Source organism: Phenylobacterium hankyongense (assembly GCF_003254505.1).
Lineage (GTDB): Bacteria > Pseudomonadota > Alphaproteobacteria > Caulobacterales > Caulobacteraceae > Phenylobacterium > Phenylobacterium hankyongense.
In genome coordinates, this window is record NZ_QFYP01000001.1 from 1,292,958 (window position 1) to 1,306,712 (window position 13,755).

At 68.6% G+C, this 13,755-nt stretch carries 11 protein-coding genes; 6 read left to right on the plus strand and 5 right to left on the minus strand.

What is annotated here, in order from left to right:
* Window positions 1-63: 63 nt before the first annotated feature.
* Complete coding sequence (locus DJ021_RS06245) at window positions 64-1,026, minus strand: GlxA family transcriptional regulator (RefSeq protein WP_111456728.1); 963 nt, start codon at window positions 1,024-1,026, stop codon at window positions 64-66.
* A 234-nt stretch (window positions 1,027-1,260) separates the two neighbouring features.
* Between DJ021_RS06245 and DJ021_RS06250 the strand changes: the two genes are divergently transcribed.
* Window positions 1,261-1,902 (plus strand): HD domain-containing protein, encoded by a 642-nt coding sequence (locus DJ021_RS06250; RefSeq protein ID WP_111456729.1) that lies wholly within the window; start codon window positions 1,261-1,263, stop codon window positions 1,900-1,902.
* Here the strand turns inward: DJ021_RS06250 and DJ021_RS06255 are convergent.
* From DJ021_RS06255 to DJ021_RS06265, 3 genes are read right to left on the minus strand one after another with little or no spacing between them, the layout of a single operon-like run.
* Window positions 1,899-2,267: a VOC family protein gene (locus tag DJ021_RS06255; protein ID WP_111456730.1), complete on the minus strand. Its 369-nt coding sequence runs from the start codon at window positions 2,265-2,267 to the stop codon at window positions 1,899-1,901. The two genes, DJ021_RS06250 and DJ021_RS06255, sit on opposite strands and share 4 nt — an antisense overlap.
* Window positions 2,264-3,091, minus strand: a complete 828-nt coding sequence (locus tag DJ021_RS06260; protein WP_111456731.1) for an SDR family NAD(P)-dependent oxidoreductase — start codon at window positions 3,089-3,091, stop codon at window positions 2,264-2,266. The genes DJ021_RS06255 and DJ021_RS06260 overlap by 4 nt, the downstream gene beginning before the upstream one ends.
* On the minus strand, window positions 3,088-3,528 hold the full coding sequence (locus DJ021_RS06265; RefSeq protein ID WP_243625914.1) for a MarR family winged helix-turn-helix transcriptional regulator: 441 nt from the start codon (window positions 3,526-3,528) through the stop codon (window positions 3,088-3,090). Before DJ021_RS06265 ends, DJ021_RS06260 begins: the two co-directional genes overlap by 4 nt.
* Before the next feature lie 258 nt (window positions 3,529-3,786).
* Here DJ021_RS06265 and DJ021_RS06270 point away from each other — a divergent pair, with 258 nt between their 5' ends.
* The 5 genes from DJ021_RS06270 to DJ021_RS06290 all read left to right on the plus strand — a co-directional run bounded on the left by DJ021_RS06270 (window position 3,787) and on the right by DJ021_RS06290 (window position 13,162).
* A complete protein-coding gene (locus DJ021_RS06270) occupies window positions 3,787-4,680 on the plus strand; it encodes a LysR family transcriptional regulator (protein WP_207801780.1) in 894 nt (297 codons plus the stop codon).
* Window positions 4,681-4,825: 145 nt separating this feature from the next.
* Window positions 4,826-6,289 (plus strand): amidohydrolase, encoded by a 1,464-nt coding sequence (locus DJ021_RS06275; protein ID WP_243625915.1) that lies wholly within the window; start codon window positions 4,826-4,828, stop codon window positions 6,287-6,289.
* 106 nt (window positions 6,290-6,395) lie between these two features.
* A complete protein-coding gene (gene cuyA / locus DJ021_RS06280) occupies window positions 6,396-7,397 on the plus strand; it encodes a D-cysteate sulfo-lyase (RefSeq protein WP_111456733.1) in 1,002 nt (333 codons plus the stop codon).
* 549 nt (window positions 7,398-7,946) lie between these two features.
* Window positions 7,947-10,226 (plus strand): TonB-dependent receptor, encoded by a 2,280-nt coding sequence (locus DJ021_RS06285; RefSeq protein ID WP_111456734.1) that lies wholly within the window; start codon window positions 7,947-7,949, stop codon window positions 10,224-10,226.
* Between the two features lie 125 nt (window positions 10,227-10,351).
* Window positions 10,352-13,162, plus strand: a complete 2,811-nt coding sequence (locus tag DJ021_RS06290) for a M14 family metallopeptidase (RefSeq protein ID WP_111456735.1) — start codon at window positions 10,352-10,354, stop codon at window positions 13,160-13,162.
* Between the two features lie 109 nt (window positions 13,163-13,271).
* On the opposite strand, the gene DJ021_RS06295 is transcribed toward DJ021_RS06290, so the two are convergent.
* Entirely contained in the window at window positions 13,272-13,646 is a 375-nt protein-coding gene (locus DJ021_RS06295; RefSeq protein WP_207801781.1) for a septal ring lytic transglycosylase RlpA family protein, read from the minus strand.
* Window positions 13,647-13,755: the final 109 nt, after the last annotated feature.

Genomic DNA, 13,755 nt, shown 5'->3' on the forward strand with positions numbered 1-13,755 from the left:
CACGGGCGGCGGCGCGACCTTCGCCAGGTCCGCCGCCGTTTCGCCATCTGGAGACCGCCGACCTCAGGACGGGGCGCGGAATCGGGCGCGATAGTCGCTGGGCGTCAGGCCCAGCCGCCGGACGAAGACCAGCCGCATATGCTCGGCGTTGCGGAAGCCGCAGTCGTAGGCCACGACCTTCAGCGGCAGATCCGCGGCCTCCAGGCGGTTGCGCGCGGCGTCGATCCGGGCGCCTTCGACGAACTCGGCCGGGGTGCGCCGGGTCTCCAGCTTGAAAGCCCGTGCGAACGTGCGCGCGCTCATGCCCGCCACCGCGGCCAGGTCCTCCACACGGTGGGCGCCGCGCAGGTTGGCGATGACGTGGGCATGCACGCCGTCGATCGGCGAGTGCGGCTTCGACGGCGCCGTCAGCAGGGGGCTGAACTGCGACTGGCCGCCCTGCCGCTGGGCGACCACGACCAGGCGCTTGGCCACCGCCAGGGCGACTTCAGGGCCGTGGTCCTCGTGCACCAGAGCCAGGCCCAGGTCGATGCCGGCGGTCACGCCGGCCGAGGTGACCAGGGCGCCGTCACGGATATGGATCCGATCGTATTCCACCCGGGCGCGCGGGAACTGCTCGGCCAGCCGCTGGGCGTCGCTCCAGTGCGTCGTCACCGCCCTGTCGTCGAGCAAGCCGGCGTGGCCCAGCGCGAACGCGCCGGTGCAGATCGAGCCGTAGCGCGGACAGCGCGGCGCGGTCGCCCGCAGCCAGGCGGTCAGGCGCGGGTCGCACCCCTGCGTCGGCAAGGCTGGCCCGCCGGCCACCAGCAGCAGGTCGTAGGCGTCCGCGGCCTCGGCGAAGGCCACATCCGCCGACAGGCGCAGGCCGTTGGAGGCGCGGACCGGCGCCCGATCGGCGCCCACCAGGGTGATCTCGTAGCCATCTTCTGGGCCGACAAAGGTGTTGGCTTCGGCGAAGACGTCCAACGGCCCCGCCACGTCGAGCGACTGCACGCAAGGGAAGATCGCAAGGGCGACGGTTTTCAACGCAGAGCCATGGGGTCTGGGCGCGCAGGCCGGTGACGCTCGGGGAGGTTATCGCCGGAATCCTGCCAGGCCCGCATGCTTTTTGGCCAGGCGCGCCCCACGCCGTTCGGTCGGCGGAAAACGCTGGCCGGTTGGCGGTTTCTGCGGGGTCGAGCGCGTTGCGGCGGACCCGCAGCCGGCGAACATGGCTCCTACGCCGGCCCTCAGGCGGCAGACCATCGCAAGGAACGTGACATGTCGAAGATCATCGCTGGCGTCCGGGCGCCGGACAGCGCGCTCGCCCATGAAGTCGAACAGCTGGTGCGGGATACCGAGTCCGAGCTGCTCTACCACCACTCCAACCGCGTCTTCCTGTTCGGCGCGCTGGCCGGCCAGCGCAAGACCCTCAAGGTCGATCTCGAGCTGCTCTATATCGGCGCCATGTTCCACGACATGGGACTGCAGCCGCCCTACGCCAGCGCCGAGGAGCGGTTCGAGGTCGACGGCGCCAACGCTGCGGCTGCCTTCATGCGGTCCCACAACATCGACGAGCGCGACGTCGAGGACGTCTGGGACGCCATCGCCCTGCACACCACCCCGGGCATACCGAAACACAAGCGGCCGGTGGTGGCGCTGGTCACCGCCGGGGTGGAGATGGACGTCCTCGGCATCGAGTACGACGCGTTCACGCCCCAGCAGCGCGACGAGATCTGCGCCTGCCACCCGCGCGGCCACGGCTTCAAGAACGGCATCATCGACGCCTTCGCCTGCGGCACGATCAAGAAGCCCGCGACCACCTTCGGCAATGTGAAGGCCGACGTCCTGGCGTTGCGTGACCCCAGCTACCGGCGCGTCAGCTTCACCGACATGATCCTCAATTCGAAGTGGGCCGATTAGGCGCGGGTCAGGATCTCCAGAGCATGGCCGGAGGGGTCCAGGAAATAGACGCCGCGGCCGCCGTTGCCGGTATTGATCTCATTCGGCCGCCGCCGCATCGGATCCGCCCAGAAATCCACGCCGCGTTGTTTGAGGCGGCCGAATATGGCGTCGAATTCGCCGTCGGAGACGAGGAAGGCGTAGTGCTGCTCCGCGATCGGTCGCGGACTGGTCATGAAGTCGAGACTGACGCCGTTCGCGGTGCGCACGACGAGGAAGGGCCCGAAGGGCTGCGGCGCAGGCAGGTCGAGCGTCTCCGCCAGGAAGCGGGCGGCGGCCTCCCGGTCGACCGAGTGGACGATGGTGTGGTTCAGTTCGACGCTCATCCGGCCTGCGCCTGGTCCTGGGGTTGGCGGAATATCCGCTCGGGCTTCGCGCCGGCCGACTGGCCGCCGTCGATCGGCAGGGTGACGCCGGTGACGAAGCTGCTCTTGTCCGACGCCAGCCAAAGCACGGCGTCGGCGATTTCCGCCGAGGCGCCGACCCGCCGCATCGGCGTCGCCAGCGCGGCGGCGCGCTGCGCCGCTTCGCCCGCCGCCTCCAGGTGGTGCGTCAGGATGGGCCCTGGCGCGAGGACGTTCACGCGCACGCCCCGGTCGGCATAGTCGAGCGCGGCGACCTTGGTGAGCGCGATGACGCCCGCCTTGCCGGTCACATATCCCGCGAGGTTGGCCACCCCCTGGACTCCGGCCAACGAGGCCATGTTGATGATCGAGCCGCCGCCGGTCGCCAGCATGGCGGGGATCTGGTGCTTCATGCCGAGGAAGGTCCCGCGGATATTGGTCCGGATGGCCCGGTCGAAGGCGTCGACGTCCATGTCGGCGAGCGGCCGTGGCGTCGAACCGTCGGTGGCGTTGTTGAACGCCACGTCAAGCCGTCCGAAAACGTCGAGCAGGCGGCCGATCAGGTGCCCGACGGAGGCCTCGTCGCCGACGTCGACCGTGGCGGCGCGCGCCTCGTGCCCCTCGCGTCGGATCCCGTCGGCGACCGCCTCCAGGGCGGTCCCGTCGCGCGCCGCAAGCATCACCTTCGCGCCGGCCCGGGCCAGCGCCCTGGCGGTCACCGCCCCGATCCCGCGGCTGGCGCCGACCACCAGCGCGACCTTCCCGTCCAGCAGGCCGGGCCGGCCGTCGTTGGGCGCTTCGCTCATTGTTCGGCCTCCTGAAGATCCCCTGGCGACGGCGGCTCGGCGAAGTCGTCTGCGAGGCGCGTGAGGAACGTTCGCATCTGGCCCAATTCCGCATCGCCGAGGGCGTTGCGGATCCGCCTGTCGTGCGCCGCCGCGGCGTTCCGGAGCTGATGGAACATCGCCACGCCGGCCGGCGTGAGGGTCGCAACCTGGACGCGGCGATTGTCCGGCAACCGCTCGCGCAGGACCAATCCCTGGTGAGCCATGGCGTCGAGGTGGTGCGTGAGCGTCGGGCCCTGGATCCCCACGCGCTGGGCGAGCTCGCCGTGGCTGAGTTTGCCCTCCCGCATCAGCGACATCAGGATCAGCCACGTCGGCAGCGACCCGCCGGCCGCCGCAAGTGCGTCGTCGAACGCCCGACTGAGCCGTTTCGCCGTCTGGCTGAGGAGCAGTCCCAACGGGGTTTCTGACGGTGCTCGCATGCCGGATACATAGAGTTCAAATAGTTCGATGTCTATATATATATGTGTGGGCTAACGGGGAAGCTGTACGAATTTTGAGCATTTGGGGGGTCCATGACGTTGCTGTGACGCTCAATCCGGGCCAAGCTGGCGGTTCGGTGAACGGTGGTGCGTGCGTATGACCTGATCGCCGTTCAGGATCCTCTGTCGGTGGTCACCGTCCAGTCGCTTAGCCCGAGACCCGCAGTTCGCATCGTGCTGAATCTCCGCCACATCGAGGTCTTCCACTCCGTCTACGTGAACGGCTCGATCAGCCGGGCGTCGCTGGCCCTGAACGTGTCGCAGCCGGCGGTCAGCAAGGTCCTGAAGCACGCCCAGGACAAGCTGGGCTTCTCGCTGTTCCGGCTGGTCAGCGGGCGGCTGATCGCCACGGAGGAAGCCCACGTCCTGTTTCGCCAGGTGGCCGAGGTCTACGAGCGCATCGGCTCGCTGCAGCTGACGGCGCTCAACCTGGGCCGGGCGGAGGAGGGCCACATCCGCCTGGCGGTGCTGCCCTCGCTGGGGATGGGCATCGGGCCCGCCGCGGTGGCCCGCTGCCGGGCCGAGATGCCGGGCGTCACCTTCGACCTGAAGACCGTCCACCACGACGACATCGTGCGCTCCCTCCACGAGCGCGACACCGACCTGGCGCTCGGTTACAAGCCGCCGGACGACCCCAAGCTCGCCGACGTGGAGATCGGCTCGGGCGAGCTGGTGATCCTCTACCGGACCGAGGACCTGCCCGACGCGCCGCCGCGGCTCGACCTCAGCCTGCTTCAGGACCGCGACTTCATCGTGCTGGCGGGGGCCGGCCCGCTCACGCACATGGTCAGCCACGAGGTCGCCAGCCGGCTTCTGGACATCACCGGCGGGATCTCGGTGCGCACCTATTTCCTGGCCGCCGCCCTGGTCCGCTACGGCGCCGGCATGGCCATCGTCGACGAGTTCACGGCCCGCGCAAGCCTCGCGCCGGGGCTGGATTTCCGGCCGCTCAGCCCGCCGGTGCCGTTCAGCGTGCACTGCATGCACCTGCGCGAGCGGCCGCCCTCCGGGACGCAGCTCGGCTTCATGAGCATCATCCAGCAGACCCTGGCCGGCGCGCGCGGCTAGGCGCGGCGGGGCCCCTACTCCCGGTTATGGGTCGCCCACGCCTTAGACGGGCTGACCGCCTTGGCAAAGCCGCCGGCTGGGCGGAACTATGCCTTGGGCGTTCGGACGCGGGGGACAGATGATGCGGCGCAGGCTGCTTACGACTATGGCCGGCCTTCTCAGCGTGGCGGTTTCGAGTTCCGCCGCCGCGGCGCCGCTCGCCGATGCGCAGCGCGCCGAGATCATCCACGCGGTCGACGCCGGCGCGCCTCAGATCGGCGACGCGGCGCTGAAGATCTGGGGCTTCGCCGAGGTCGGCTATCAGGAGACGAAGAGCTCGGCCCTGCTGCAGGGGCAGCTGAAGGCCGCCGGGTTCGAGATGACCAGCGGCGTCGCCGGCGAGCCGACGGCCTTCATCGGGCGGTTCCGCAACGGCGCGGGCCCGGTGGTGGCGATCCTGGCGGAGTTCGACGCCCTGCCGGGCATGGCCCAGGAGGCGGTTCCCGGCCACAAGCCGATCCCCGGCCAGGCGGCGGGCCACGGCTGCGGCCACAACATCTTCGGCGCCGCCTCGGTGGGCGCGGCGATCGCGCTGAAAGCCTGGATGATCAAGCACAACGTGCCGGGGGAGCTGCGCGTCTACGGCACGCCGGCCGAGGAGGGCGGCTCCGGCAAGGTCTACATGGTGCGCGACGGCCTGTTCAAGGACGTGGACGTGGCGCTGCACTGGCACCCGGGCGACAACAACAGCGCCGCGCAGGGCGTGACCCTGTCGAACATGTCGGCGAAGTTCCGCTTCCACGGCACCTCGGCGCATGCGGCGGCGGCGCCCTGGCGGGGCCGCTCGGCGCTCGACGCGGTCGAGATCATGGACGTGTCGGCCAACTTCATGCGCGAGCACGTGCCCGACCGCACGCGCATCCACTATGTGATCACCAGCGGCGGCGGGGCGCCCAACGTGGTCCCCGACTTCGCCGAGGTGTTCTACTACACCCGCAGCGTCGACCCGAAGGTGGTCATCGACACCATGGAGCGGCTGAAGCGCGCCGCCCAGGGCGCGGCGCTCGCCACCGACACCACCATGGAATACGAGCAGGTGGGCGGGGTCTACAGCCTGCTGCCCAACGACACCCTGGGCAAGGTCATGGACGCCAACCTGCGGCGGGTGGGCGGCGAGCACTGGACCGCCGAGGAGACCGCCTTCGCCAACCAGCTGGCGCCCGCCCTGCCGGCCGGGGGCAGGTTCAAGATCGGCTCCCAGGCCGAGGTCTCGCCCTACAAGCTCGACCTGGTCGGCGAGTCGGCCGGCGCCTCCACCGATTCCTCCGACGTCAGCTGGGCGGTGCCGACCGTCGGCATGACCGCCGCCACCTGGGTGCCGGGCACCCCGGCCCACAGCTGGCAGGCGGCGGCCGCCTCCGGCATGGGCATCGGCATCAAGGGCGGCGTCGTCGCCGCCAAGAGCATCGCGCTCACCGGCGCGGACCTGTTCTCCAACCCGGCGATCATCAAGCAGGCCAAGGCGGAGTTCAACGAGCGGCGGGGTCCGGACTTCGTCTACAAGGCGATGGTCGGCGATCGCAAACCCGCCCTCGACTACCGCAAGGCCGGCGGCTCCACCGGCCAGTAGGCGACCGCGCCGAGGTCCCCGCCTCGGACCGCCGTCCACCCGGCGCTGCGGGCCTCAGGCTCGCAGCCAAAATCACGCAGCCCAAACACCCCAGTTCGAGGTCACCATGAATCTTGCCCGCTTCAGCCGCCGCCGCTACACGCCCCACGCCACGCCGATCCAGCACCTGAAGCATCTCAGCGCGCACCTCGGCGGGCCGGAGATCTACATCAAGCGCGACGACCTGCTGGGCCTCAGCGGCGGCGGCAACAAGACCCGCAAGCTGGAGTTCCTGGTGGCCGAGGCCCTGGCCCAGGGCGCCGACACCCTGATCACCGTCGGCGCGGTGCAGTCCAACCACTGCCGCCTGACCCTGTCGGCCGCGGTGCACGAGGGGCTGAAGTGCCGGCTGGTGATCGAGCAGCGGGTGCCCGGCAGCTACAAGCCGCAGGCCAGCGGCAACAACTTCCTGTTCGACCTGCTCGGCGTCGAAGCCATCACCGTGGTCAACAGCGGCGACGACCTGGCGGCGGCGATGCAGGCGGTGGCCGACGACCTCGCGGGCCAGGGGCGCAAGGGCTACGTCATCCCCGGCGGCGGCTCGAACCCGCTCGGCGCCCTGGGCTACGTCGCCTGCGCCGAGGAGATCCTGGCGCAGACTTTCGACATGGGCCTGGCGCTCGACCACATGGTCTGCGCCAGCGGCAGCGCCGGAACCCATTCCGGCCTGCTGGTGGGCCTGGCCGGCAATAACGCCGGCCTGCCGCTGACCGGCATCAACGTCCGCCGCCCGCGTCCCGAGCAGGAGGGCAACGTGCACGACCTGGCGGTCAGGACCGCGGCCTTCGTGGGCCTCGCCGAACCGATCGCGCGCGAGACCGTCCGCTGCCTCGACGAGTGGGTGGGGCCGGGCTACTCGCTGCCGACGCCGGAGATGGTCGAGGCCGTGCGCCTGCTGGCCCAGCTCGAGGGCGTGCTGCTGGATCCGGTCTACACCGGCAAGGCCATGGCCGGCCTGATCGGGCTGGTGCGGCGCGGTGAGTTCGCCAAGGGCGAGAAGGTGCTGTTCCTGCACACCGGCGGCTCGCCGGCCCTCTATGCGTACCAGGACGTGCTGAGCGCGGCCTGATCCCGGCGCCCCGCGAAAGCGGGGCGCCGCCCGGCCCCGCGGGCGTGTGCGCTGGCACAGTTTTTATACTCCGTCAGGGCCTGAAAGCGGAGCGGAACTGGACTTCGATCACCTGCCATATTAGTGACCGCACATTGATGAGATCCTCGGCGATTACGCCTAGAGGGGTTTAACCTATGGTTATTGCTGACCAACATCTTTGATGGGCCATCCGTGATCGGAAGGCGAGATTTCCGCTGCGGTTCCCATAGACTTCTCCAGTCAATACCGACGTGGGGTGAGGTGGGCGTAATGAACAAGCCGGCGGCTAAACAGCCGTAACAAGACTCCGGGCAGACGATCCGTTGCTGCGCATGCCGCTACGGAAGTCAGCCGGAGTGATCTCGTAGACATGCACTGACACGATCCCGGCGCGGGCGGACCTGGAAGGTCCGCGCGAGCTCGCGGAGCTACGTCACCAAAGAGAATGCGAAAACGCATCCCGAGCTTTCCGGGGGGGTCCTGGAGCTCACCCGTCGTCATGGGTCGCCATCAAGAAAAGAGGGATAGATGTCTGTTTCTAAGCTTATGACCTGCTGCGCCAGTGCGCCGATCCTGGCTCTGCTCGCCTTTGGCGTCGCGCACGCGGAAAGCTCCAGCAGCGGCGGCGCCGACGCGCCGGTGTCGCAGGTGGAAGAGGTGGTGGTGACCGCGCTCAAGCGCGCCACGACCGTCCAGAACACGCCGCTGGCGATCACCGCCCTGACCGACCAGTCGCTCAGCAAGATGGGCGCCTCCACCGTCGCCGACTTCGTGCGCACCGTGCCGGGCCTGAACCTCACCGAAAGCGATTCCGGCCGGACGCGGATCTCCATCCGCGGCGTCCAGACCGCCGGCGAAAGCACGGTCGGCCTCTACTACGGCGAAACGCCGCTGACCGGCCCGGCCGGCACCACCTCGGACCCCAGCGGCGCCACCCCGAACCTGAACCTGTTCGACGTCGAGCGGGTCGAGGTCCTGCGGGGTCCCCAGGGCACGCTCTACGGTTCGGGCTCGATGGGCGGCACGCTGCGGGTGATCTTCAAGCCGGCCAGCACCACCCAGTACGAAGGCGCCACCGACTTCTCCGCCACCTCGGTGAACGGCGGCGGCATCGGCTACGGCGCCAAGGGCATGGTCAACGTGCCCCTGATCCAGGACAAGCTGGGCGCGCGCCTGGACCTGTACCAAGAGCAGCGCGCCGGCTACGTCGACAACGTCGTCCTGCACAACACCGACATCAACAAGGCCCAGCTGCAGGGCGGGCGGCTGATGCTGAACTTCACGCCGACCGAGGATTTCAGCCTCACCGCCATGGCGCTGCTGCAGAAGCAGGACATCGGCGACACCTCCCAGTGGCGCGCCTCGCTCGGCCCCTACAAGACCGACATCCCGATCCGCCAGCCGTTCCACGATAACCTGCAGCTGTACAATGTGACGGGCCGCTACGACCTGCACTTCGCGACGCTGACCGGCGTCGCGTCCTACTACAAATGGAATGTCGAGAGCACCAACGACAACACGGCGACCTACACCGCGACCGTCAACAAGGGCACCTACTGTTCGCTCTACTTCCACCAGGCCGGCAGCTGCACGGCGGGCCAGCTTGCGAGCTACAAGACCTGGGCCCTGTCCAACATGCCGATCGCGGCCTACCAGCCGCGCTTCGTGGAGAACAAGACCCTGGAGCTTCGGCTCAGCTCCAACGGCTCGGGCCCGCTGAGCTATACGATCGGGGCCTTCCACGAGGACCGCAACGACCGGGTCGACACCATGGTCAGCCCGGCCGATCCGACGACGGGGCTGATCAAGGTCCCCGCGGTCGATCTCGGGTCCCGCTACATCGTCGATTTCGTCAAGCAGACGGCGTACTTCGGCGAGCTCAGCTACACCCCGATCGATCCGCTGACCCTGACGGTCGGCGCGCGGCACTACTCCTACAAGAAGACGGTGGGCGGCCAGTACCTCGGCTACAGCTACTACAACGGCCAGACCCCGAGCGGCTATTTCGAGACCGAAGCCGACGCCTCGGGCTGGGTGCAGAAGTACAACGCCCAGTACAAGGTCACCCACGACATCATGACCTACGTGCAGGCCACCCAGGGCTTCCGCCCGGGCGGGGCCAACAACATCCCCGACCTGCCGGCGTCGCTGCACACCTATGCGCCGGACTCGCTGTGGAACTACGAAGCCGGGGTCAAGACGGCCTGGTTCAGCCGCCGCCTGACGATCAACGCCGACGTCTATCAGGTCGACTGGAACAACCTGCAGACCTCGGTGCAGACGACCAACGGCTCGTTCTCGTTCATCAGCAACGTGGGCAAGGCGCAGATCAACGGCTTCGAACTGGAAGTCGCCGCCTATCCCATCCCCGGCCTGTCCCTGACCGGCACCCTGAGCACCATCGACGCTCGCCTGACCGCCGACCAGGTCAGCGAGATCGCCTCCGCCGCCGGCAAGTCGGGCGACCGGCTGACCTACATCCCCGATCGCACGATGTCGGCTTCGGCCGAGTACACGTGGCCGGTGTTCGGCGAGCTCAACGCCCTGGTGCGCGCCGACTACACCTACACCGGCCGGATGACGACGGAGTTCCGCCCCACCAACGTCAACTACCGCCGGGTGGGCCGGTACAATCAGGTCAACCTGCGCACCGGGATCCAGGGGACCGGTTGGGCGGCCTACCTGTACGCCAACAACGTGTTCGACACCGTCGGCATCACCCGGATCAGCGCCTCCACCAGCGCCCCGGACTACGACGTGAGCATCGCGCCGCGGACGGTCGGCGTGAACCTGACGAAGAGCTTCTGACCACGGGCGGGGGCGAGCGATCGCTCCCGCTTCCTGAACCCATGCAGCGGGCGGGGGCGACAGCCACCGCCCGCCAACACGAGAATTCGCAGCCCGCGGACCCAGTTCGGATCACGAGGAAACCCATGAAATCAGCTCTTTTGGCCGGCGTTGCGCTGGCGCTGGCCTGGCAGGGCGTCGGCATCGCCCAGACTGCGCCGCACATCACCACCCCCAAGGAAGCCTTCGGCGGCTCCGAGCCGGGCGACGACTACTTCCTGGCGGACTACGACCAGGCGACGGCCTACTGGAAGAAGCTGGCCGCGGAATCGGACCGGATGAAGCTCGTCAGCCTCGGCAAGAGCGTCGAGGGCCGGGACATCTGGATGGCGATCATCTCCTCGCCCCAGAACCTCAAGAACCTCGAGCACTACCGCGACATCGCGCGGCGGCTGGCGCTCGCCAACGACCTCACCGACGAGCAGGCCCACGCCCTGGCGCGTGAGGGCAAGGCGATGGTGTGGATCGACGGCGGCCTGCACGCCAGCGAAGTGTCGAACGCCCAGACCCAGATCCAGATCGTCTACGAGATGACCTCGAAGAACGATCCCGAGACCCTGCGGCTGCTGAACGACAACATCACCATGTTCGTGCTGCCCAATCCGGACGGCCACCAGCTGGTCGCCGACTGGTACATGCGCAAGGCGGATCCGCTGAAGCGGTCGCTGGACGACCTGCCGGTGATCTACCAGCGCTACGTCGGGCACGACAACAACCGCGAATACTATATGTCGAACATGCCCGAGACCACGGCCATCAACAAGGCCATGTTCAAGGACTGGTTCCCGCAGATCGTCTACAACGAACACCAGACGGGGCCGGTCGGCGCGGTGGTGTTCATCCCGCCCTTCCGCAACCCGTCGAACTACCACTTCGACCCGCTGGCGCTGACCCAGCTCGACGGCGTCAGCGCCGCCATGCACGGCCGCCTGATCGCCGAGGACAAGCCGGGGTCGGCCATGCGCAGCGCCGCGCCCTACTCCACCTGGTTCAACGGCGGCCTGCGCACCACCGGCTATTTCCACAACGTGGTGGGCATCCTGACCGAGATCATCGGCAGCCCGACGCCGATGCAGCTGCCGCTGGTGCCGAGCAAGCAGCTCGCCAACCAGGATGAGCTCTACCCCATCGCGCCGCAGACCTGGCACTTCAAGTCGACCATCGAATACATCAAGTCGATGGACCGCGCGGTCATGGACTACGCCTCCAAGCACAGCGAGGACCTGCAGTACAACCGCTACCAGATGGGCCGAAATTCCATCAAGCGCGGCAACCAGGACTCCTGGACCATCACCCCGAAGCGGGTGGCGGCGGTGGAGGCGGCGGCCAAGGCCCATCCGATGGCGGTGGCCGAGGGCTCCAGGGCCGAGTCGCGCGAGATCGTCGATCCGAAGCTCTACGACACCGTGCTGCACGATCCGGCGCAGCGCGATCCGCGCGGCTACATCCTGCCGCTCGACCAGCCGGACATGCCGACCACGGTCAAGTTCCTCAACGCCTTGATCAAGTCCGGCGTGGTCGTCGACAAGGCCAGCGCGCCGTTCACCGTCCAGGGCAAGACCTATCCGGCCGGCACCTACGTGGTGATGTCCAACCAGGCCTACCGCCCGCACGTCCTCGACATGTTCGAGCCGCAGGACCACCCGCAGGACTTCCAGTTCCCGGGCGGCCCGCCGGTGAAGCCCTATGACATCACCGGCTACACCCTGGCCTACCAGATGGGCGTGAAGTTCGACCGCATCCTCGACGGCTTCAACGGGCCCTTCCAACCCGTCACCGAGGTGATGGCGCCGCCGCCCGGCAAGGTGATCGGCTCCGGCGGGGCGGGCTACCTGCTCGACCACCGCACCAACAACAGCTTCACCCTGACCAACCGGCTGCTGAAGGCCAAGGCGCCGGTCTACTGGATGAAGTCGGAGGTCTCGGCCGACGGCGTGTCGTTCGGGCCGGGCGCGGTCTGGGTTCCGGCCTCGGGCGCGGCCCGCGCCGTGATCGAGAAGAGCGTCGCCGACCTGGGCGTGAACGCCTATAGCGTCGCCGCCGCGCCGCAGGGCGAGAAGATGGCGGTCAAGGCCCCGCGCATCGGCATCGTCGACACCTACGGCGGGCTGATCACCTCGGGCTGGATGCAGTGGGTCCTCGAGCAGTTCGAGTACCCGTACACGATCGTCTATGCGCCGGAGCTGAACGCCGGCAAGCTGAACGCCAAGTACGACGCCCTGGTGTTCGTCGACGGGGCCATCCCCGGCGCCGGCACCCGCTACCAGAGCAGCCGGAACCCGCTGCCGAAGCCGGACGAGGTGCCCGAAAAGTACCGCAAGATGCTCGGCCGGATCACGGAGGAGACGACGCTTCCGCAGGTGCAGACCTTCATCAAGAACGGCGGCACCGCGATCACCATCGGCGGCTCCAGCCGGCTCGGCGAGTACCTGAACCTGGTCGAGAACCCGCTGACGCAGACCGGGAAGGACGGCAAGGTCGAGCCGCTGCCGTCGTCGAAGTTCTACATCCCCGGCTCCGTGGTCCTGGCCAAGGTCGATAACAAGGACCCGCTCGGCTACGGCTTTGGCGACACCGTGGACCTGTTCTTCGACTCCAGCCCGGTGTTCAAGCTGAAGGCTGGCGGCGACCAGGTGAAATCGGTCTCCTGGTTCCAGGGCGACGATCCGCTGCTCAGCGGCTGGGCCTGGGGCCAGAAGGCCCTCGACGGCGCCTCCGGCGTGGTCGACGCCAGCTACGGCAAGGGCAAGCTGTTCCTGATGGGTCCCGAGGTCGCCATGCGCGGCCAGCCCTACGGCTCGTTCAAGTTCATCTTCAACGGGCTGATGTACGGGCCGGCGGTCCAGGGCAAGCAGACCCTGGCGGCGGCCCCCAAGCCGGCCAAGACCGCCGACTAGAAGGGCCGGGCTCGCGCCCGTCCCAACCCTGAGCTCCGAGCGGTTCTCCGCGCGCCTGCATGGCCGCGGGGAGCCGCTCGATCGGCTTCTGCGCTATCCCGTCCCGCCGTCAGTGCGAGGACCTGGGCACGTGCAGCGGCTGGACCTTCACGGTCGAGACGCCGCTTTCTTTCATTCCAAGCTGCTTCGCCGCCTTGGGCGTGACGTCGAGGATCCGGTTCTTCGCGTACGGGCCGCGGTCGGTGACGGTGACGTGGACCGACTTGCCGGTCTCCGCATTGGTCACCTTGGCCTTCGTTCCCAGCGGCAGCGTGGGGCTGGCGGCAGTCATCTTGTCCGGTGCGAACCTGGCGCCGCTGGCGGTCTTTTCGCCGGCGTCGTGGGTTCCATAGTAGGAGGCCTTGCCGGTCTGCGGCTTGGCGGCGACCTCGGGGCGCTGGGGCGGCGCGCGCGCCTCGGCGGCTGCGGCGGCGGTGGAGCCCATGCAGGCCAGGCTCGCCAGGCCGAGCGCCGACGCCCTGAGCCCAGGTCGGGCCCACGAGGGGGCGGGGCGAGGCTGGTGACGCAACCGCATTCCGCGGCAACGCCGCAAG

What these genes read in the sequence shown, in the direction of transcription:
- DJ021_RS06295 (WP_207801781.1), bottom strand. Translation starts at nt 13,646, where the DNA reads ATGGGCTCCACCGCCGCCGCAGCCGCCGAGGCGCGCGCGCCGCCCCAG.
- DJ021_RS06275 (WP_243625915.1), top strand. Translation starts at nt 4,826, where the DNA reads ATGGCCGGCCTTCTCAGCGTGGCGGTTTCGAGTTCCGCCGCCGCGGCG.
- DJ021_RS06285 (WP_111456734.1), top strand. Translation starts at nt 7,947, where the DNA reads ATGTCTGTTTCTAAGCTTATGACCTGCTGCGCCAGTGCGCCGATCCTG.
- cuyA (WP_111456733.1), top strand. Translation starts at nt 6,396, where the DNA reads ATGAATCTTGCCCGCTTCAGCCGCCGCCGCTACACGCCCCACGCCACG.
- DJ021_RS06290 (WP_111456735.1), top strand. Translation starts at nt 10,352, where the DNA reads ATGAAATCAGCTCTTTTGGCCGGCGTTGCGCTGGCGCTGGCCTGGCAG.
- DJ021_RS06260 (WP_111456731.1), bottom strand. Translation starts at nt 3,091, where the DNA reads ATGAGCGAAGCGCCCAACGACGGCCGGCCCGGCCTGCTGGACGGGAAG.
- DJ021_RS06255 (WP_111456730.1), bottom strand. Translation starts at nt 2,267, where the DNA reads ATGAGCGTCGAACTGAACCACACCATCGTCCACTCGGTCGACCGGGAG.
- DJ021_RS06250 (WP_111456729.1), top strand. Translation starts at nt 1,261, where the DNA reads ATGTCGAAGATCATCGCTGGCGTCCGGGCGCCGGACAGCGCGCTCGCC.